We start from the raw sequence: 19643 nt of genomic DNA, 5'->3' as shown, positions 1-19643 counted from the left end.
GATTTATAAATTCAGCCTCACCCATATCTGAGCTCCTTTCGGAACCTTAACTTTTAAGGGTTTTTCAAACTCCTCAGCCTTTTCCAAGACCCATGCATAAAGCTTGGAATCTCCAGCGTATCTCTTCAAAACTTCATATTCAACCCTATGCTTCTCTTCATGCTTCGATAGTTCTTCAACCGTGAAAGGTCCTAAGACGTCTACGAGCTCGACCTTACCTACTACGAAACCCTTACTTATTATGTATATCTCCCCTCTAACGTTCGTCCTCCTCTTCCTGATCTCCCAAATCTTCAACCCCTTAACTATCATCGATGCGTAAGGCTCCTTAACTATCAACCCCAGCTTCATCTATCGAACTTTTGCAAAACGTTATTTTAACATTTGACCACTTACAGGCGATGATCTGCAAAGTCGTCGATAGAGAGATTCCAAAGTACAAGCACAGATGGTTCGGGACTTTAACTGTTGAATGCAATGGTGAGCAGTTTGTTCTCTATTCCGCTGGAATTTCCAAGTGGATAAAAGTAGGTGAAAAGATCGAATTGATTCCGAAAGCGAAGCCAAAGGTCATAAGAGGTGTCAACACCTTCCTGTTTGAAGATTACGAACTCTACAAGTTTTACAACGGAGAGAAGATTAAGGTCTGGCCTTACTGGGTTAAAGACGTGGAGTTGCCGAGATACAATCCTTTTGGCGAAGAGATATACAGATATAAGATAAGGGCAAGAGAAGCCGTCTTCGAATCCGATTTTGAAGCTATCGCTGAGCTTGAGCAGTTCCACTACGCTTCCGAGAAGGAGAAAGTGGCAATATGGAGATGTGAGAAGTGCGGTGAAATTGTTGAGGCAAATACAAAGCCGAAGTGTCCAAAATGCGGAGAAGACATGACTATTGCTGAAATAAAAGGTTCTACTCCTGCATCACGCTTCCTAGTACTAGAACTCTTGAACAGAGAGGCTTATGAGCCAAAATTCTTGGCTTACGTTCGTGTAGATCCACCAATACCTCTCATGCATCGTAGATTGCCGGATGGAAGAATAGAGAGAAATATAAGAGAAAAGGTATTCCCCCGAGACTGGTTTCATCCAGTTTACAGCCCAGAGCTCTTGATGAGAAAGATGTTCAGGGAACTCAAGAAGATGTACAGTAAGAGAGTCGCTAGGCACAAGCTCTGGGAGATTGCAACTTTAAAAGCTTTGGATATTAGCAATACAGCCTGCTCTAGAATTGCGAGAGTCGTTGTGCATCCAGATTACCGATCAGACGGGATTGGTGTTACAGCTGTAAAGCTTGCAATTGAATGGATAGCCGAAAGGAGAATTCCAGAGATGAGAAAAAAGAAACATTTGGTTGAGACCATAGCCCAAATGGCTAGATTCAATCCGTTCTTTGAGAAGGTCGGATTTAAGTATGTCTGGGACTCTGCCTCTGGAAGGCCAGTTTTGTATTATCCTCTGACGGATGAAGCGAAGAGTTATCTGGAAAAATTCCTTAACACAGACGAATTCGCAAGAATTCACGGCGGAAGACTCTGCGTTTCCAAATACGGAAGAGTTGAAGGACTTAGGAAGCCTATAATTTTCAAAAACGTTTCTAAAGTTTTCGAAAGCAAACTCGATATAAGGAACGTCAGCGAGGAGATAAGGTTCCTGCTTTCCGCATTTGGAGTAAAGTCGAGGGTTATTCAGAGATGCGTTATAAGAAATGCAAACTTTGAAATTAAGCCGGGAGAAGTTGTTGCAGTTATCGGTGCGAGCGGTGCTGGAAAAACAACACTTCTGAGACTGATTTACGGCGCAATAACAGGTAAAGATAAGCCAACATCCGGTGAAATAGAAGTAGAGAAATGCAAGGTTTCGGCTTTAATCCCCCAAGAGATAGAGCCCGAATTTGGAGATGAGAGCATAATAGAGCATATCTACAGAAAATGCGGTGATCTTCAGCTGGCAGTCGAAATACTGAACAAGTCTGGACTGTCTGATGCGGTTTTGTATAGGGCAAAGTTCTCAGAGCTTTCAACCGGTCAGAAGGAAAGAGCCAAACTTGCATCTCTCTTAGCTGAGAAGCCCAGTCTAATTTTAATCGATGAGTTTGCATCTCACTTGGACACTCTAACGGCCATGAGAGTTGCCAAGAAGTTTGGGGAGCTTGTAAGAAGTGCTGGAATAACCGCTGTAATTGTAACGCATAGAAAGGAAGTTATAGAAGCCATGGGCGTTGATAAGGTGATATATGTCGGATACGGAATCACAAAGGTCGAGAGCTATGATCGTTCTGTTCGTCTGTAGAGGTAACGCCTCACGTTCTCAGATGGCTGAAGCCATATTCAATTACTTAGCAAAGGGCAATTTCAAGGCTTTCAGTGCCGGATTAAAACCAGCTGAGAGAGTTTCAAGTAAGGCCAAGGCAGTTTTGAAGGAGATAGGAATTGAGTGGAACGGAAAGCCCAAAGCCCTTACAAGGGAGATGATCGAAGAAGCTGATATAATCGTTGCGATGTGTGAAGGAGATTTTCCAAAAGAGAAGACGATCTACTGGAACGTAGAGGATCCAATGGGTAAGGACTTGGAATTTTACAGGGCTGTCAGAGATGAAATATATCGAAGGGTTAAGGAACTTTTAAATAGCCTTGGTTCGAGTGTGATCAGTCCATGAGAATTGCATACAAGTTAGCATACGTAGGAACAAACTTCCACGGCTTTCAGTACCAACCAAACGTCAGAACAGTTGCAGGAGAATTGTTTAAAGCGTTCAGAGCTCTCGGAATAGATCCCAAAAAAGCGAAATTCAGGTGTGCTGGAAGAACTGATGCTGGAGTCCACGCATTCGGTCAGGTGATAGCTATCAACGTCGAAAAACCGATATTTCCAAGAATGTTCAACGCACATCTTCCGGAAGATGTAACCTTCTGGGCTTGGACCGAGGTAGATGAGAAATTCAATCCGAGACACGCTAAGAGTAGAACCTACGTGTATGTAATGCCCGCTGAGGGTTATGACATATCGGCTATGAGAAAAGCCAGCAAACTTCTCTTAGGCACTCACGATTTCTCGAACTTTACGAAGAAGTTTGGAGAGCGTAGGAGATGCATAAGAACGATATACAACGTTGAGCTCAGATTAGACGATGGGTTTGTCGTGCTCGAAATAGTCGGCAACGCCTTCACGTGGAATATGGTCAGATGCATAGTTTCAGCCTTAAGAGAGGTTGGAAGTGGTCATAGAAGTGTGGAATGGTTTGAGGACATGCTTAATCCAGAAAGGCATAGAGAAAGGATTGAGCCCGCACCAGCTTACGGTTTGATCTTAAAGGACGTTGAATACGAGGGTATTGAATTCGAAGTAGATGAATACGCTTGGAAAACTTTAATGTATAGGGTGAAAGAAATTGTGGAGTTTCACGGAACGATATACAAGCTCTTTTCGCAGTTTCAGGAGTAGACTAGGCTTTTATCTGATCTGGATTGAATCCCTTCTTTATCAGCAACTCCTTAACCCTTGCTACATGGTTTCCTTGAAGCTCTATGACTCCGTTTTTCACAGTTCCGCCACAAGCTAACTTTGTTTTCAGGAATTTAGCCAGTTCTTCAAGATTTATCTGTGATCCGTCTATCCCCTCTATTACCGTCACTTCCTTCCCGTACCTTCTTTTGACTACTTTTATCACGATCTGTTGCTGCTCCTTCGCTACCTCTTCACACACGCAGAGATCCTTTGGCAAACCACAAATCGGACATATGTCGCTCATTTTCCGCCTATACCCCCTCTACCTTTTATACATCCTCATGCAACAACAATTTTAAGTTTTCGGTGGTTTCGACTGGCATGGATGTTCCAGATATTGTGCTCAAGATTTGGGATAAGTACAGCTTACCCGAAAACGTTAGGAGGCATTGCTTAAAGGTTGCAGAAGTTGCTCTAAAAATCGCAAACAAATTGAAAGACAAATACGATATAGATTTTGAAGCTTTAAAACTCGGAGCTCTCTTGCACGACATCGGGAGAGCGATAACTCATGGAATAGAACACTTCGTTTACACAGGTGAAATATTGCGAAAGGAGGGGTTTGATGAAAAAGTTGTTAGAATTGCCGAAAGACACTTCTTATGCGGAATAACCAAAGAAGAAGCTAAGAATTTGGGAATAAATGTTGAAAGAGATTTCATGCCTGAAACGATAGAGGAAAAGATAGTATGCATGGCAGACAACCTCGTTAAGGGTGACAGAGAGGTTACGTTTGATGAGTTTATGAAGAGATTGGAAGAACTTAAAAAGAAGTATCCTGAGACTGCTTGGTTCACAGAGAGAACGATAGAAAGGGCTTTGAAGCTTAAAGAGGAGTTGAAACTGTGATTGCTGGAATAGACGTAGGCTTAAAAAGATGCCACATGGCCGTAATAAGGGAGAACAAAGTCGTTTACCTAGGTGAACTCAGATTAGATTTTCCGATCAAATTTGCTGGGATTGATGCACCCCTGACAATGCCCGAGAGAGGGTTCTTCAGAGAGTGTGAAAGGGAGCTACACAAGATAGGGGTAAGGATAATTCCACCGATTTTTCTCAAAAGAATTCACGAAATAGGAGTTAGAATTGCTGAAGAGCTGAGAAAGAAAAATGTTGAAGTCTTTGAAGTTTACCCTTACGCAACTCGCTGGATCCTCGGGATGAAATGGAGTAAAAAGAGAAAGGAAGGTAGATTTAAAATTTTGGAAGCTCTCAAAAATTACATTGATTTTCCGCCAACTGACGATCACAACGAGATAGACGCAATCTTATCAGCTTTAACCGTTAAGATGTTCCTAGAAGGTAAGGGGGAAGTTATTTGCGGAAGAGACGGGTGCATTCTCATTCCTCATAGAAGTCTTCTATCTCAATCCTCTTAAGTTCCCTTAGATACCCGATAGGAATACCCAAATCTTTTGCCATCTTCTTTAGCTTCTTGTCGTTTGTTATTAAGACGCAGTTTTTTGACCTCGCAAGCTCTATCAAAGCCAAATCCGTTCCGCTTGCCTCAATATCTACAACCTCACAGTACCTCTCTATCAAGCTCAGAGCGAACTTAGAAGCTTGTCTCTCCTTCCCAGTTAAAGAAATCTTCAATCTCTCCAGTTCCTCTACAACCTTGGATGGAACGTAGAACTTCTTAAAACCCATCTCCCTAAGTTGAGAAAAAATGTCAACTCTTTCGAGATAGGAGTACATTAGCACGTTCGTATCTATCACTGCACATCTCATACTATCGTTCCTGCTCCGATAAGCCTCCACCTTCCACCAACTCTCCTACTTATTGCAACCCTGTCACCTTTCTCAGCACAAACAGGTCTCTTAAGCTTAACCTCAACAATATCGTCCCTTGCAGACGTTACAGTTGCCACCGTAACAGCTGTCCCAACAACAAGCATAAGCACCTCATTCATCTTTATCTTTTCAACCTCAACATCCTCTTCAAGACCTACAACCCTTTCAAGCAACTTTACCTCCATTGTAAGCTCACTTAACACATCTGGCAGGTGTTCTGGGTATCCGAGAACATTACCTACGAGTTTGTCACTCTTTGTAAGGAATGGATCGAGCTTCGTAGCGACTCCTATCAATCCTCCGGGTGTTGCCTCTTCAACATACCTTCCAGAGGCCATTATGCTCACAACCTCAGTTCTGAGGGGTTGCCAGTTGCCCCTATCATCCTTTATACCCGGTCTAATTTCAATTTCATCTCCAACTCTGAGTCTTCCTCTCGCCAAAGATCCTCCTACCACACCACCTACTAAGTCTTCTGGCTTAGTCCCCGGTTTGTTTACGTCGAAGCTTCTTGCAATGTGCATAAGAGGTGGAGAATCCAAATCCCTCTCAGGGGTTGGAATTGTTTCCTCGATTGCCTGAATGAGTGCATCAATGTTTATTCTCTGCTGTGCGGATATGGGTATTATAGGAGCGTTTTCTGCAATCGTACCTTTTACAAACTCCTTGATTTCTCTGTAATTCTCTAAAACCCTCTCTTTGCTAACCGTATCAATCTTATTTTGGGCTATAACTATTTTATCAACTCCTATTATTTCCAAAGCCATTAGATGTTCCTTGGTTTGCGGACGAGGACATTTCTCGTTGGCTGCAATGACGAGAACTGCTCCATCCATCAGTGCAGCACCGCTCAGCATCGTAGCCATTAACATTTCATGTCCGGGAGCATCTACAAACGAGACAGTTCTCAAAATCTCGGTTTTTACACCGTGAATCGGGCAAATTCTCTCGGTTGTGTAAGCTTCTGGTTCGTTACACATCGGACACTTTCTAAAGGTAGCATCTGCGTAACCTAACCTTATTGTAATTCCCCTTTTCAACTCCTCACTGTGTCTGTCAGCCCAAACACCAGTTAAAGCATAAACCAAAGTGGTCTTACCGTGATCAACGTGACCGACCATTCCGATGTTCACTTCAGGTAGTGGAACTTCCTCCTCCATGAAATCCAAATCGGGAGGAGATATTTAAAGACTGTTATTTTTCAAAACACTTTATAAATCACTCAAAAACATTTTTCGCTATCTCATCATCCTTGAGATAACAGCTTGGATCTTCACCCCATAGATCTCCAGCCCTCATAGCCCTCAACCTGAATCCTCCACAGACGCTCTTATAGGCACATCTTCCGCACCTTCCTTTCAATATCCACTTACCTCTAAGTTCATTTAGTAGGGGATCGTTGAACCAAATATCCTTGAAATTCCTCTCCTTCACATTTCCACAGCTATAATCCCACCAGAACTGGTTTGGATGAACTTCACCAAATGGATCGATGTTTACAAGATTTCTACCGCTTCTATCTCCACCCCTGTACTTCAAGAACTCGTAAGCTTTGAAAGCCAAATCTTCATCGATCTCCCTAAGCTTCAAGCAGAAGTAAACTCCGTCACAGGGATTATCCACAGTTAAAATTTCACCATCAAATTCAAACGCTCTCTCAAAAAGGTAGTCAATCACATTTCTTCTCACATCGTTTGGCACATCTATGCTGAAATCCGCTCTACCAGACGGAACGAGATGATACATGCAGAACCTTTCAACTCCTAAATCCTCGCAAAGATCCAAAACGCCCTCAACCTCTTCACTGTTGAACTTTGTAAGAGTAAACCTCACACCACTCAAAATTCCAGCGGATTTTACACTCTTTAAACCTTCAACAGCTCTTTCAAAAGCACCGTCAACGCCCCTAAACCTGTCGTGAACGTCCTTCAATCCATCCAAGCTTATACCGACATAGCTAAAACCGGCATTTTTCAGCATTTCTGCAGTATTATTATCTATGAGAGTTCCATTCGTCGAAAGAGCTTTTATAACCTTACAGTACCTAGCTATCTCAAACAGATCTTTTCTGAGCAAAGGCTCACCACCGCTGAAGAGTACAAGTACAGCCAATTCGTTTAACTCTTTAACGACTCTTACAGCTGTTTCCGTATCTAGCTCTTCCCTTTGATTGGCATGGGCATAGCAGTGAACACACTTCAAATTGCATTTTGCAGTCAAGTTCCAAACTACGACTGGTCTAAAGCTCTCCTTTAACTCTCTAAGCCGCCTTGGGATATGCTCATCACTTCTATCATAGGTAATTTCCCTTGAAACTGTCGCCTTTCCCTTAACCATTTTGCTCAGACTTATCACGCATCGAGTTCCACACAGGTTAATAATTGTTTTTCTCAAGCGAAATAAACGTTCAATCTTTGATCTTTAAACTCTGCTTTAATTACATCCTTCAAGGCTAGGGATTGAGGTAGAAATACTATTCTCTTCCAGTTCTTTGCAATTACTATGAGCTCTTCTCCTCTCTTCAGAAGTTTCAAGTCTTTCTTTTCAATGAAGGGGACATTTATTGAAAGAACAAAATAATTGCCTTCCTTTTTGATTTCCATCGGTTTGTGATAGTGGAAAACTTCTGTAGGATCTCTTTCACCGTATATTTCTTCAGCCAAGCTTTCAAGCTCTTTACCGACTACCTCCTTGTCTTTAAATTGAACTTTAAATATTGGTATGGGAAACCTTTCCGCAATCTCATTCAAATAGCTTCTCTGAATTTCTATCCATTTCGAGAAGTATTCTCCGACGCTCTCTGGAAAGACCTTGTTTACAATAACACAGTCAACTCTGTAACCGAACAAATTCAAGTACGTGAATGCTCTTTCAGATTCTCTTATCACCATCTTTTCAGGATTCATTACGATCCTAACAGTAGTTATGTCACTTTCAAGAATTTCTTTCAGCTTCCCAATCTTAACGTAAAGCTCCTGAATTTTATTTAGGACTTCCTCGGAGGGTAAAGGCACATTTATTATGGGTTCGGCTATAGGTTTAACAAGCTTCAAGATTTTCTTCTCTATTCCGAAGAATCTGTTCATGTACCATCTCGCAACTTCAGGAACGCTCAAAAGCCTCAGCGTTTCTCCAGTTGGAGCACAGTCAAGTATTATAACGTCGAAATCTCTCTTCTCGTAATGTTCTAGTAGGTGAAGAAGGCTTGCAAGTTCGTCAAAGCCCGGAAATATTGCAAGTTCTTCAGCGACAACATCCTCTATTCCCTGTGACTTAAAGAATATTGTCAAATATTCTTTTATGACGTTCCAATGTCGCTCAAGCTCGTATTCGACGTTTACCTCCATCGCATAGAGGTTTTCAGTTACCTCCGTTGGATACGGATTGAGTTCCTTCTGAAAGGCATCGGATAAGCTGTGAGCGGGATCTGTTGATATTATCAGCGTTCTATAGCCTAGCTTAGCTGTTTTCAAGGCAGTTGCGGAAGCTATTGTTGTTTTTCCGACTCCTCCCTTTCCGGTAAACAGAATTATCCTCATGCTTTCAGTTGGTATGCGGTATTTATTACCTCCCCCTCTCTCGCGATGTAGTAACTCAAATCTTTACGTCTTCTCAAGTATTTAAGTATCTCATCCTTGACTTCCAAAGCCATGGGATACATGTGAACGAACACTATTTTCTTAGCTTTACAGACATCCAAGAGGTCTGCAAAGCTTTCGGGGGTTGTATGGTCATTTGTCTCGTATCCGAATGGTAGAGACATCTCGTGGATTAGCAAATCGCACTCTACACTCAAAACATCTTCGATCGGATAAGTGTCTCCACTAACAACTATTGTAACGTTTCCATCGCTTACAACGTAAGCTTGGCTTTCAATGGAGTGCTTTGTTGGAATAGCCTTAACATCAAACTCTCCAACTTTGAATGACCTAGTCTCGTGAACATCAAATTTTAACTTTCTCCTCAAGTAGGCGTAGCTTTCCAGAGCGGACTCAAGAAAAGCTTTCGTCCCTCTCACACCATAGATATCCAGCTTTTCGTAGCCTAAGAGCCATCTGGCCTTTAGAAGTGGTATCAGGTCGGAGTTGTGGTCGGAGTGATTGTGAGTTATCAGAACTGCATCCAAATCAAAATCTAGCCTTGCAATGCTCCCAGCACCGATGTCAACTGCAATTTTAGTATTCTCTCCTTCCAAAACGATGCAACTCTGGATTCCTTTAACAGCTGTTCCAACACCGACAAACTTCACGAGCATGGCATAATGTTTAACAAGGGAGTTAAGTGTTTTCATGAAGGTCGCGATACTTAGACCTGAGCATGTCGCAAGTGAAACTGTTGATATGTTTAAGAAGCAGGGTTTTGATGTAATTTCGATACCGTTTATAAAGATCGTTCCGAGAAATTTCGAATTCGATCCGAGAAATTATGACGTTTTGATAGTGACGAGCAGAACTGCTGCAAGAATTGTCGTTGAGAAGGGAATTAAGCACGAAAATGTCATTGCTATAGGTAAGAAGACCGCTGAGGAGTTAAGAAAGGCTGGAATACATGCAAAGATTCCTACGAGATTTGATTCTACAACACTGTACGAGGAGTTCAAGGACGAACTTAAAGGCAAGAGAGTAGCAATTCTTAGAAGCAATAGAGGAGATCCAATTCTGCTAAACCTACCAAATGTTGATGAAGTAATCCTCTACGACATAGAGTTTGAGTGGGGTGAAAAGCAGAAGAAATTTTTGAATGATTTAGACTTCGATGTGATAGTTTTTTCGAGTAGGATGACCGTTAAAAGCTTCTTTGGTCTTGCAGATCATCTCGGCATCGACATCGTCGAGAGGCTCAAGGATAAAATTGTAATAGCCATAGGCCCTCCAACAAGAGAGGAACTTAGCAAATACGGAATTGAAGCTTTAATGCCGGAGGAGTGGACGTTTGACAGCATTTTGAAGCTCTTGAAAAGTATAAAAACAGAACAAAAGTCGTAGTTGCATGAAGATTGCTGTTATAGGTGGCGGTAATCTGGGTAGCGCATTGGCTAAGGCTCTCGTTAAAAAGTACGATGTCGTTGTTACAAGGAGAAACCCTGAAAAGATAGATTTCCTGAGGGAGTTGGGATGCGAGATTACGAGCGATAACGCTAAGGCCGTGCAAGATTCTGACATTGCACTGTTAACAGTCAAAAAAGATCACGTCAAAGAAGTTCTGAGCGAAATACCTAAAGATAAGATAACTGTGAGTTTCGTAGCCGGTTTGACGTTTAAAGAGCTTGAAATGGTTTTAAAGAAACCCGTAAAGGCTATGACAATGCTTTCAGCTGAATTCGGAAAGGGTTTCTCAATTTACTACTCAAAGCTGGTGGATGAAGACAACGACCTCGTTGAGAGAGTTCTTTCCTGTTTCGGAGATGTTTTTAGAGGAGAGGAGAAGGATGTTGATAATTTGACAGCGTTTGCAAGTTCACTGGCATTCATACCTAAAATTTACGAGGCATTCGTTTATTCGGGCTTGAGGTTGGGTTACGACTCCGAAATTGCCAAGAGAATAGCATTGCAAGTCTTTGAAGGCGGTGTCGAGCTTTTGAAGTCTTACGAGCCTCACGAGATCGTTGAGAAGATTGTAACACCAGCCGGGACGACTATTGAGGGATTGTGCAAGCTTATGGAAAGGGGAGTCGAGTTTGGAATAATCGACGCTATTCAGGCTTGTGCCAAGAGGTTTGAATCTCTTTAAGCAATCTCTCTTATTTTCCTTATTTTCACATTTAGGTGAATTATCGAAACATATCCAAGTGCAACGGTTATGAGATTCTTTAGGGTATGATCAACCAGAGCTATTGTAAAGGCATCTGATGAGCTCAATCCAAATGCCGTAAGTATACCAGTCACAACAGCCTCATACGTCCCTATCCCTCCCGGTGTTATGGGAATAGCCTTAACTACGTTGGCTACTGCGACTGCAAGCATTACAGAGAACAAGTTCGCATTGAAGGGCAATCCTATGACGTAACATGTTGCAACATCCATCAACCAGTTTAAAATGGATAAAGTCATCAAAACGGGGAAACCGCTGTGCAAAGCTACCTTGACCTCTTTGGACATCTTACCTATGATGTTCTCCATCTTCGAAAACAGTAAGACAGCTAGAACAATCGTAATTCCAATGACACTTGCATAAACAATTTCTCTCATGTAAGCAAAACTACCCAAAAGCACGGCTGAGATTAGAGAAAGAATAACGACTGCAAATAAATCAAATATTCTCTCAACTGCTAGAGCGCTTATACAGCTTGAGATGGGAACTTCTTTGAGCTTGAAGACATAAGCTCTTACGACATCACCTATTCTCGCTGGCGTAACTACATTTACCATCTGGCTTATTGCCACACCCTCACTTGAGAATAGAGTAGGAACTTCGAAACCTACCTTCTTCAGAATGTACTCGAACCTGTAACCCCTTACGAGGAAGGTTAACAAATATATAAGGCCCGCAACTCCCAGAAAAAAGGGATTCAGACTGAGCAAGTTTTTAAGGCTAAATCCAGAAAAATATGCTAAGGCTACGATTATCGATACAGATACAAAAACTGAAGCTGCGAGAAATTTTTTTGATCTCCTGCTTTCTATCCACATTCTCAGTATTTGAGAGAACATATAAACTACATCCCTCTTGAACCTGACTTTGGTATCCCTGCCTTGCCTCCATCTAACTGGAATTTCTTTTATCTTCAAGCCTTCCCTCTGAGCAAGAACTAGCAACTCTGTATCCCAGAACCAATGGTTGTCCTTAACCTTTTCAAGCAAAGGAAGTATAGAAGACTTCTTAAACGCTTTAAAACCGCATTGGTGATCTCTCAGCTTGGAACCCAGCATGAATCTAACAAGGAAGTTGTAGACCCTTGAAGCGATATCCCTCTTGAATGGTCTCTCTGCTCTACTCTCCTTCATGAGTCTAGATCCGGTAGCAATGTCATATCCGTTTAATATTGCCTCTATGAGCTCTTTAAAGTGCTCCATGTCTGTGGAAAGGTCAACATCGAGATAGGCTACTACTTCACCTTTAGCTTGTTTTATTGCATTCGTTAAAGCCTTTCCTCTACCCAGCCTTTCATCGCTATGCAGATGAACTATTCTCTCATCTTTTTCAGCTAGTTTTCTTGCAATCTTGTCGGTTCCATCGGTCGATCCGTCTTCAGCGATTATTATCTCATAATCGTATCCTAATCTCTCCAAATACTCTTTAACGGTCTTAACGGCATTCTCAAGCCTTTCAGCCTCGTTGTATGCTGGAAGTATTATACTTACCTTCATTTTACGGCAATCTTAAGACCCTACTTAAATTGTTTCCTCTTCCTCCTCTTCCTCAAACTCCTCAACTTCTGGAATCTCAACTTCCCCTTCATCAACAACCTCTACATCGTAGCCCATCATTCTAAGGTATTCTTTTATCATCCTTGGGAACTTCGATGCCTCTATAAACCTCAATCCGAGCCTTTCACTCCACTTTCTTATACCAACGTCACTGCTAACGACTCCTGCAGAGAGCTCTTTGGCCAGTAAGAGAACGTCAAGATCGGGAGGGCTGTCAAGTATTCCCTGTCTCATAGCAGTCTTGTACTTATCTCTAAACTTCCCTATAAGAGCACCTACTTCCTTCTCTATATCTTCCTTACTCTTTTCCTCCATTAGAGCTTTTAAGGTAACAGCAGAGCTTTCCCATATGAATTCCTCAGCAATCTTCCTGCCCTTGTTTATCCTACCCCTAACAGTGGAGACATATTCATAAAATATTATTGCGGGAATCATAACTTCGTAACGGTTCGGTGACTTTTTAACGAGCCAAGTGTCAAGCTTGACGAACACGTCGGGATCACACTTGTAACGCTTCAGAAAGCTAACAATTTCAGCATATACTGTCGGATAGAGTATGTAACAGCTTATGTTCAGCTTCAGTCTCGCTAAAGCTATGAGACCCAATATCTTGTGAGCGCATTCACAAAGGCTTTCGCACTTCTCCTTAGCCCTTAGACTAGCATCCGTTATCGCTGTTGTGTCAAGTACGAAACGCTGTCTCACACAAAGAGTTATTTAGTAATATTTTAACCTATCCCCTATGATCATCACACTGCTTACCGACTTCGGAGATTTTTATCCGGGAGTAATGAAGGGCGTTATTCTAAAGATCAATCCCAAAGCGATTGTAGTGGACATATCTCATTCTGTCGAGCCTCAGAATGTATTTCAAGGTGCATTCTTACTCTACAACGCCTACAAGTTCTTTCCAAACGCTGTGCACATTGCAGTAGTTGATCCGGGTGTTGGAAGCGAAAGGAAGGCTTTGGCATTCGAGTGCAGAAATCATATTTTCATCGCACCAGACAACGGTATAGCTTATCCTTCTGCAAGAGAAGATGGTATCGAAAGAATATGGGTTATAAACGAGAATAAAACATCTGAAGTTACTGGAGTCCTCTCAAGCACATTCCACGGTAGGGATGTCTTTGCTCCAGCCGGGGCGTATGCATCAATAGGATTGCTGAAGGAGGTTGCAGAACCCTACGAAGGTGATATTGCAAAGCTTGAGCTTTTCGATTACGTTGTAGAAGGGAATCTCATCAGGTGCAGGATAGTTTTCATTGACAGGTTTGGAAATGCCGTTACAAACCTTAAAGCTGAGTATGTAAAAGGTAGATACGTCGTTTTTGAGGGAGTTAAGATTCCCATCGTTAGATGCTACGAAGACGTTAAAAAAGGTGAGCCTCTAGCCTTAATAGGCAGCTTCGGGACTTTGGAGTTGAGTATAAGAGAAGGGAGTTTTGCAGAGGAGTTTGGGGTAAAATCTAACGATTTTGTTGAGCTTGAACAACTTTAAATATCTTTGAGTGGGAATTACTGCATGGACAATATCACAGAAGTCGTACTCGCAAAGATGATCGAAGCCGTGAACTCTCACCTTCCCAGAAGAAGCAGAACTTTAGATGAAATGCTCAAGGAGAAGTATCCTACAATAGTCGCAAGAGATGGAAACGAGTATCTGATTGAGAGAAAAGAGTTGGAATTCATAGCGAAGTATTTGGATGAAGATGAGATAAAGAAGTTTAGGATACCGATAGTACTCGAGATGCATACTGTCGGAAACACATACCTGATATATGTTAGAGACAAGCTACACGCCGAGTTCATAAAGAGAGCTTTCGGCTACGACAGGTTTGTTGAAGACAGCCTAGTTCTGCACATGCACGAGATGGCGAGTATTAGAAGAGTTTTAAGAACTGCAACTCAGGTAGCCTTTAGGTGATATAATGATAGAGTTGAGAAACTTACACTGTGCGAGGTGTGGTAGTGAATTTGATATAATCGTTAAGAGAACGACGGGATACTCTGGAGTTCTGCATATCCCAAACCTGTACTGTCCATTCTGTGGTAGTAGGAGGTTGATGAAGAAACAGGGACTGATTTTTAAGGACTAACCAAAGATTTATATTTTAGTTCATACTAATATATTATATGGCGAAGTACTACTACGAGCTTAAGGAACTCGAGGCTAAGGCTCCAAAGTTGTTCGGGATACCAACTGGGACGAAGTTAGATGAAATGTTCTACAAAGTGGAGTTAGAGGGGGATAAATACGTCAAGAAGCCATTAGGTGGAATTCCATATCTAGCTGTACTAAACGTCACCGGTATACCCGACACTGGTAAGAGTGTTTTGGCTGAACAGTTTGCGGTTACTCAGGCTAATTTAGGTTACAGAGTTCTCTACGTTACTGTCGAGAGTCCAGCTCACTTTCTCTATACAGCTCTAAAGAACAAGGCTCAAGCTTTGGGAGCAGATTTCAGTAAGGTCGAGGAAAACATTGTGGTAATCGATGCATCTGAAAGTGACGAGCTTAGAGAGAACCCAAAGGCTTTGATAGATACTATGGCCTATGCGATAAAGGAGAAGAAAGTCACAAACACGATCATAGACAGTATAACTGGCTTATACGAGCACAAGGAAGTAATGGCGAGACAGATAGTTAGACAGTTCTTCAACTTCCTCAAGAGATTCAAGCAAACTGCAATACTCGTTTCTCAGAAGAGATCCGCTCAAGCTAGCGAAAGTGCTGAAGCTGCGGGAGGTTTGGCTGTTGCTCATATAGTCGATGGTACCATCGTTCTGGACAAGAAGCTCATAGAGACGAGGTGGGATGTGAATCTCTACGGTCTACCAATCGGTAGCGTGCTGAGGACGATTAGAATAGACGGTTGCAGGCTTTGCGGTCATGATTCCCGTACATGGGTATTTGAGATCACAGAGTTGGGAACAATCAACATAATCTGTCCTCTCAGCGAGTTTATTAAGAGGAGAGATAGAATTGAAGAAGAGGAGTAAGGAGGTGATGTAACATGGGGTTTGAGGTAATTACCAAGCCGAAGGGAGGAGATATCGACAAGATGGCGGAAAAAGTATTTTGGGAAGCAATAAGAATGTTGGGAGGTTTGAAGAAATTGGTTGAGTACAGAAACCTTACGTGGCTACCGAGCTTGGCGGAAGCAGCTTACGTTATCGTTCTAAAGAACGAGGCAATGAAAACATACGGTGAGATAGCAAAGATTCTCGGTATTACTGAACAGACAGTCAGAAACATAGCTACAGCGGATGAAGAGGAAGTCAAGAAGTACATTGAAGGTGAACTTGAGGAGAGACCGAAGGAACACATAGCTGGCGGTATTGCGAAGTTGGCCTACAAGAAGCTAAAGGAAGAGGGTAGACTCGATACCGAAGAGATAGAGCTTAAGAAGGAAGAGATGGAAGTTTTGGACGTAGATTGGGCTGTTCACGTCTTGGCTAAAATAAGGGGCTTGGACTTCCCAGTGAGCAAGGAGCAGTTGATGGAGAGGCTTAAGGGAATGGTCATAAAGGGCAAAAAGATCGAAGAAATACTGGAAAAGCTCGAATACCCGATAAAGACTCCTGCGGAGTTGTTGCACCGGATTAAGACTCATTTGGCTGAGCAATCTTCCTAAATTTTTTATAAAATGAAAAAAATCAGTCTCTTTGTTTCTTCCACTCCTCGTATTTCCTCTTAGCATCTTCAGCCTTATCTTTCAAACCTAACTTCTCGTAAGCTTCTGCTACGTGCTTCCACCAACTAGGATCGTTCTTAGCCTCTCTTTCACAGTATTCGGCAAACTTCATCCAAGCTTCTCTGGCCTTCTCAGTTTCACCCAGCTTCTCATAGATCTTTGCGACATCTTCCCAAAATACTCCCTCTTCCTCCGCTTCCTTGATGTAATAATCAAGAGCCTTCTTCCAAGCCTTCACAGCTCTATCTTTATCACCTACTTCCTCCCAGAGCTTTGCAACGTCTTCCCAATACCAGGGCTCTTCCTCAGCGTACTTCTCCAAGCACTCTCCGGCCTTCCTGAGGTTACCAGCCTTCTTGTAGAACTCATAAGCTTCCTTCCAGTAAAAGCTATCTCTCTTTTCTTTCGCTAACCTTTCGTAGATCTCAGCAGACTTCTCATACATCTCTGCCCTCTCGTAGCACCACGCAGCACTTTCAAGCAACCCAGCTTTTAGATAGCATTCTGCGGCTTTTACATAATCCTCTCTTTTCTCGTATTTCCTTGCTGCAGCCCTGTAATTTCCAGATTTTTCCAGAGCTTTTGCACTCCTAAGCCTCTCAACAATGCTCAAATCTGGCTCGCTTATGTACCAAAGCCCAAAAGCTAAAGCTACAGCGTAAGCTACGATTATGTAAACGATGTGCATAGGCTTACTCCAAGTGTAGCACTGGTACAGTGCGTAGGCTGAGCTTAGAAATCCTAAGAGAGACAGAAGAGAATACTTGGACCTTGCGTAAACGAGTATTCCAAAGAGGACAGCAAAGACTATCGTTGCACAGAGGAAAGCCAATCCCAAGATTAGTCTTATCAGGAACAGCCAGCCAAAGTAGTAAACGATTGCACCGCAGACGGCCAAAACACCGATTACGAAAGCCACTATCAGTGCGGTCAACCTGTCCATGTTACAAGTACGACTTTTATAAATAAACTTTACCACAAACGTTTTTACGACTTGCCTAAATCATTCGTAGTGCACGAGATGAGCTTTGCCCAAGCTATACTCGATACGGTTATGAAAGTTGCTGAGCAAAATAATGCTAAAAAAATCAATGCTGTTCACATAGTCATTGGAAATCTGTTAATGCTCAATCCCGAGCAGTTGAAGTTCTGCTTCGATGTAATAACCAAAGGTACAATTGCTGAAAATGCCAAGCTGGAGGTAGAAGTTGTTAAGGCTAAGATTAAATGCACATGTTGCGGTAAGGAGTTTGAGGAGTATATCGGAATATGCGACGAATGTGGTGGAATCTTAAGTGTTGACGGCGGAAAGGAAATGATACTTAAGAAGGTTGAGATGGAGGTGTAGGCATGCATAAGATAGAGGTAGATGCGGAGGTAGACTTGCTCGAAGAAAACAAGAAGTTAGCTGAGGCAAATAGAAGGCTTTTAAGGGAAAAGGGGGTTGTTACCGTAAACGTTATGGGTGCGATAGGCTCTGGGAAGACTCTTTTGATTGAGAAAACGATTGAAGCTTTAAAAGATTACAAGGTAGGGGCAATACTGGGTGACGTTATTGCCAAGGACGATTATGAGAGAGTTGCAAGGCATGGAGTTAAGGCTATGCCTCTCAACACCGGTAAGGAATGTCACTTGGATGCTCATTTGGTTCATCACGCCTTAGAGAAGTTTGATCTCGATGGAATCGATGTCCTGTTCATAGAGAACGTTGGAAACTTGATCTGTCCAGTAGATTTCGATTTGGGTGAGGATTACAGGGTTGTAATGGTCAGCGTAACCGAAGGAGATGACGTCGTTGCAAAGCATCCTGAAATATTCAGACTGGCCGATGTAATAATCATTAACAAGGTCGCTTTGGCTGATGCTGTTGAAGCTAACGTGGACAAGATGGTTGAAGATGCAAAACGCTTGAATTCAAAAGCCAGGATCATAAAGATGGATTTAAAGAAGGGGATTGGTTTTGAAGAGTGGATGGAGTGGTTGAAATGTGTATTGCAATCCCGGGAAAGGTAGTTGAGATCGATTATCCATTTGCAGTCGTGGATTTCAAGGGAACTAAGAGGAAGATTAGGATTGACTTAATCGACGATCTTAAGGTTGGAGACTGGGTTCTGGTTCACGTTGGCATTGCTATTCAGAAGGTTGATGAGGAGGAGGCTAGGAAAACGGCAGAATTACTTGAGCAAGTCTTCGGAGGGTTATGAATGCTGAAGCTGAAAGATAGAAAGAGAGCGATAAAGGGGCTTGCAGAAGAGCTTAAGGGACTGATGGAAGGGGAAGAAACCATAACGATAATGCACCTCTGCGGAACTCATGAAGACACTGTAACGAGATACAACCTTCGAAGCTTACTCCCAGAGAATCTTAAAGTTGTTCCCGGCCCGGGATGTCCAGTTTGCATTACACCAGATACAGATCTACAGAGGGCATTCCACCTGCTCGAGAAAGAAAACGTGATTTTGACAACGTTTGGAGATATGGCGAGAGTTCCTTTCGAAGGTAAATCTTTCTTTTACTACAAATCCAAAGGCTACGATGTAAGAATAGTTTACAGCGTATTTGACGCTTTGGAGATTGCAAAAACAACCGACAAGCCAGTAGTTTTCTTCGCAATCGGCTTTGAAACGACGATGCCATCGACTGCCGTAGCTGTTTTGGATGGAGTTGAGAACTTTTACGTTCTCTCAGCTCACAGATTCTTTATCCCAGCCATGGAACACCTTCTGTCATTCGATGATGTTAGAATAGACGGTTTCATCTGTCCAGGACACGTTTCGACAATCGTAGGTGTTAAAGCTTATGAGCACATAAAAGTTCCACAGGTCATAGCGGGATTCGAGCCCGAGGACGTTCTTTTAGCTCTCTGCATGCTCGTTAAAGCGATAAAAAACGGTGAGAACTGCCTACTTAATGAGTATACAAGAGCAGTAAGATATGAGGGAAATGTGAAAGCTCAGAAAGTCATGAATGAAGTCTTCGACAGGGATGATTGGGAATGGAGGGGGCTAGGGGTTGTAAGGAATTCGGGAGCACCTCTAAAGAAGAGGTACGAAGATTTCGATGCTTTAAAAGTCTTCGAAGATGCCTTTAAAGACTTCGAACCGAGAGAAGATAAGAAGAAGAGGCTCTGCAGGTGCGGTGATGTCCTGAGAGGGGTTGCAACTCCTTTGGATTGCTCACTGTTCATGAAAGCTTGCACACCGAAAAATCCAATAGGAGCTTGCATGGTCAGTTTTGAGGGTACTTGCAACATCTGGGCCAGATATTGGAGGGGTTGA

Annotated in this window: 26 protein-coding genes; 16 read left to right on the top strand and 10 right to left on the bottom strand. The window is 42.5% G+C overall.

Features of this window, described 5'->3' with window-relative positions:
* Nucleotides 1–3: 3 nt before the first annotated feature.
* Complete coding sequence (locus tag ARCPR_RS01670) at nucleotides 4–351, bottom strand: ASCH domain-containing protein (protein WP_012939741.1); 348 nt, start codon at nucleotides 349–351, stop codon at nucleotides 4–6.
* Nucleotides 352–401: 50 nt separating this feature from the next.
* On the opposite strand from ARCPR_RS01670, the gene ARCPR_RS01665 reads away from it, so the two are divergent.
* The 3 genes from ARCPR_RS01665 to truA are packed head-to-tail and all read left to right on the top strand — an operon-like array spanning nucleotide 402 to nucleotide 3443.
* A complete protein-coding gene (locus tag ARCPR_RS01665; RefSeq protein ID WP_012939740.1) occupies nucleotides 402–2291 on the top strand; it encodes a GNAT family N-acetyltransferase in 1890 nt (629 codons plus the stop codon).
* A complete protein-coding gene (locus ARCPR_RS01660; protein WP_012939739.1) occupies nucleotides 2269–2658 on the top strand; it encodes an arsenate-mycothiol transferase ArsC in 390 nt (129 codons plus the stop codon). The genes ARCPR_RS01665 and ARCPR_RS01660 overlap by 23 nt, the downstream gene beginning before the upstream one ends.
* A complete protein-coding gene (gene truA / locus ARCPR_RS01655) occupies nucleotides 2655–3443 on the top strand; it encodes a tRNA pseudouridine(38-40) synthase TruA (RefSeq protein WP_012939738.1) in 789 nt (262 codons plus the stop codon). Before ARCPR_RS01660 ends, truA begins: the two co-directional genes overlap by 4 nt.
* A gap of 1 nt (nucleotide 3444) precedes the next feature.
* On the opposite strand, the gene yciH is transcribed toward truA, so the two are convergent.
* Entirely contained in the window at nucleotides 3445–3750 is a 306-nt protein-coding gene (yciH, locus tag ARCPR_RS01650; RefSeq protein WP_012939737.1) for a stress response translation initiation inhibitor YciH, read from the bottom strand.
* Nucleotides 3751–3827: 77 nt separating this feature from the next.
* On the opposite strand from yciH, the gene ARCPR_RS01645 reads away from it, so the two are divergent.
* Both ARCPR_RS01645 and ARCPR_RS01640 read left to right on the top strand, forming a co-directional pair.
* Nucleotides 3828–4355 carry a TIGR00295 family protein gene (locus ARCPR_RS01645; protein ID WP_012939736.1) on the top strand — a complete coding sequence of 176 codons (528 nt, stop codon included), beginning with the start codon at nucleotides 3828–3830 and terminating at the stop codon, nucleotides 4353–4355.
* On the top strand, nucleotides 4352–4885 hold the full coding sequence (locus ARCPR_RS01640; protein ID WP_012939735.1) for a DUF429 domain-containing protein: 534 nt from the start codon (nucleotides 4352–4354) through the stop codon (nucleotides 4883–4885). Before ARCPR_RS01645 ends, ARCPR_RS01640 begins: the two co-directional genes overlap by 4 nt.
* On the opposite strand, the gene ARCPR_RS01635 is transcribed toward ARCPR_RS01640, so the two are convergent.
* The 5 genes from ARCPR_RS01635 to ARCPR_RS01615 are packed head-to-tail and all read right to left on the bottom strand — an operon-like array spanning nucleotide 4848 to nucleotide 9555.
* Nucleotides 4848–5237, bottom strand: coding sequence for a type II toxin-antitoxin system VapC family toxin (locus ARCPR_RS01635; RefSeq protein WP_012939734.1), 390 nt, complete (start codon nucleotides 5235–5237; stop codon nucleotides 4848–4850). The genes ARCPR_RS01640 and ARCPR_RS01635 overlap by 38 nt on opposite strands.
* Entirely contained in the window at nucleotides 5234–6460 is a 1227-nt protein-coding gene (locus ARCPR_RS01630) for a translation initiation factor IF-2 subunit gamma (RefSeq protein WP_012939733.1), read from the bottom strand. Before ARCPR_RS01630 ends, ARCPR_RS01635 begins: the two co-directional genes overlap by 4 nt.
* A gap of 58 nt (nucleotides 6461–6518) precedes the next feature.
* The gene (locus ARCPR_RS01625; RefSeq protein WP_048084308.1) at nucleotides 6519–7655 is read right to left on the bottom strand and encodes a radical SAM protein; all 1137 of its coding nucleotides are present in this window, start codon (nucleotides 7653–7655) and stop codon (nucleotides 6519–6521) included.
* A gap of 35 nt (nucleotides 7656–7690) precedes the next feature.
* Nucleotides 7691–8839 (bottom strand): ArsA family ATPase, encoded by a 1149-nt coding sequence (locus ARCPR_RS01620; RefSeq protein WP_012939731.1) that lies wholly within the window; start codon nucleotides 8837–8839, stop codon nucleotides 7691–7693.
* The gene (locus ARCPR_RS01615; RefSeq protein ID WP_012939730.1) at nucleotides 8836–9555 is read right to left on the bottom strand and encodes an MBL fold metallo-hydrolase; all 720 of its coding nucleotides are present in this window, start codon (nucleotides 9553–9555) and stop codon (nucleotides 8836–8838) included. Before ARCPR_RS01615 ends, ARCPR_RS01620 begins: the two co-directional genes overlap by 4 nt.
* 34 nt (nucleotides 9556–9589) lie before the next feature.
* Here ARCPR_RS01615 and ARCPR_RS01610 point away from each other — a divergent pair, with 34 nt between their 5' ends.
* Both ARCPR_RS01610 and ARCPR_RS01605 read left to right on the top strand, forming a co-directional pair.
* Nucleotides 9590–10285 carry a uroporphyrinogen-III synthase gene (locus ARCPR_RS01610; RefSeq protein ID WP_012939729.1) on the top strand — a complete coding sequence of 232 codons (696 nt, stop codon included), beginning with the start codon at nucleotides 9590–9592 and terminating at the stop codon, nucleotides 10283–10285.
* A 4-nt stretch (nucleotides 10286–10289) separates the two neighbouring features.
* Nucleotides 10290–11030, top strand: coding sequence for a pyrroline-5-carboxylate reductase family protein (locus tag ARCPR_RS01605; protein ID WP_012939728.1), 741 nt, complete (start codon nucleotides 10290–10292; stop codon nucleotides 11028–11030).
* On the opposite strand, the gene ARCPR_RS01600 is transcribed toward ARCPR_RS01605, so the two are convergent.
* Together ARCPR_RS01600 and ARCPR_RS01595 are read right to left on the bottom strand one after the other, a co-directional pair.
* Nucleotides 11027–12607, bottom strand: coding sequence for a flippase-like domain-containing protein (locus ARCPR_RS01600; RefSeq protein ID WP_012939727.1), 1581 nt, complete (start codon nucleotides 12605–12607; stop codon nucleotides 11027–11029). The genes ARCPR_RS01605 and ARCPR_RS01600 overlap by 4 nt on opposite strands.
* 24 nt (nucleotides 12608–12631) lie before the next feature.
* Nucleotides 12632–13372 carry an RNA ligase partner protein gene (locus tag ARCPR_RS01595; protein WP_012939726.1) on the bottom strand — a complete coding sequence of 247 codons (741 nt, stop codon included), beginning with the start codon at nucleotides 13370–13372 and terminating at the stop codon, nucleotides 12632–12634.
* Nucleotides 13373–13409: 37 nt separating this feature from the next.
* Between ARCPR_RS01595 and ARCPR_RS01590 the strand changes: the two genes are divergently transcribed.
* From ARCPR_RS01590 to ARCPR_RS01575, 5 genes are read left to right on the top strand one after another with little or no spacing between them, the layout of a single operon-like run.
* Nucleotides 13410–14168: an SAM hydrolase/SAM-dependent halogenase family protein gene (locus ARCPR_RS01590; protein WP_012939725.1), complete on the top strand. Its 759-nt coding sequence runs from the start codon at nucleotides 13410–13412 to the stop codon at nucleotides 14166–14168.
* 24 nt (nucleotides 14169–14192) lie between these two features.
* Nucleotides 14193–14594, top strand: a complete 402-nt coding sequence (locus tag ARCPR_RS01585; protein WP_012939724.1) for a DUF61 family protein — start codon at nucleotides 14193–14195, stop codon at nucleotides 14592–14594.
* Between the two features lie 4 nt (nucleotides 14595–14598).
* A complete protein-coding gene (locus ARCPR_RS09680) occupies nucleotides 14599–14766 on the top strand; it encodes a hypothetical protein (protein WP_012939723.1) in 168 nt (55 codons plus the stop codon).
* A gap of 37 nt (nucleotides 14767–14803) precedes the next feature.
* On the top strand, nucleotides 14804–15670 hold the full coding sequence (locus ARCPR_RS01580) for a KaiC domain-containing protein (RefSeq protein WP_012939722.1): 867 nt from the start codon (nucleotides 14804–14806) through the stop codon (nucleotides 15668–15670).
* A gap of 14 nt (nucleotides 15671–15684) precedes the next feature.
* Nucleotides 15685–16305, top strand: coding sequence for a hypothetical protein (locus tag ARCPR_RS01575; protein WP_012939721.1), 621 nt, complete (start codon nucleotides 15685–15687; stop codon nucleotides 16303–16305).
* A gap of 22 nt (nucleotides 16306–16327) precedes the next feature.
* On the opposite strand, the gene ARCPR_RS01570 is transcribed toward ARCPR_RS01575, so the two are convergent.
* The gene (locus ARCPR_RS01570) at nucleotides 16328–17308 is read right to left on the bottom strand and encodes a tetratricopeptide repeat protein (protein ID WP_012939720.1); all 981 of its coding nucleotides are present in this window, start codon (nucleotides 17306–17308) and stop codon (nucleotides 16328–16330) included.
* Between the two features lie 78 nt (nucleotides 17309–17386).
* On the opposite strand from ARCPR_RS01570, the gene hypA reads away from it, so the two are divergent.
* Genes hypA through hypD form a run of 4 tightly spaced genes read left to right on the top strand, consistent with a single transcriptional unit; the run spans nucleotide 17387 to nucleotide 19643 of the window.
* Nucleotides 17387–17713, top strand: coding sequence for a hydrogenase maturation nickel metallochaperone HypA (gene hypA, locus ARCPR_RS01565; protein WP_012939719.1), 327 nt, complete (start codon nucleotides 17387–17389; stop codon nucleotides 17711–17713).
* Nucleotides 17714–17715: 2 nt separating this feature from the next.
* A complete protein-coding gene (gene hypB / locus ARCPR_RS01560; RefSeq protein WP_012939718.1) occupies nucleotides 17716–18378 on the top strand; it encodes a hydrogenase nickel incorporation protein HypB in 663 nt (220 codons plus the stop codon).
* On the top strand, nucleotides 18351–18569 hold the full coding sequence (locus ARCPR_RS01555) for a HypC/HybG/HupF family hydrogenase formation chaperone (RefSeq protein WP_012939717.1): 219 nt from the start codon (nucleotides 18351–18353) through the stop codon (nucleotides 18567–18569). The genes hypB and ARCPR_RS01555 overlap by 28 nt, the downstream gene beginning before the upstream one ends.
* Nucleotides 18570–19643, top strand: a complete 1074-nt coding sequence (gene hypD, locus ARCPR_RS01550; protein WP_012939716.1) for a hydrogenase formation protein HypD — start codon at nucleotides 18570–18572, stop codon at nucleotides 19641–19643.

Origin of the sequence: Archaeoglobus profundus DSM 5631 (assembly GCF_000025285.1) — an archaeon.
In the GTDB taxonomy this organism is placed as follows: domain Archaea; phylum Halobacteriota; class Archaeoglobi; order Archaeoglobales; family Archaeoglobaceae; genus Archaeoglobus_B; species Archaeoglobus_B profundus.
This window is presented reverse-complemented; position numbering and strand designations above follow the sequence as displayed.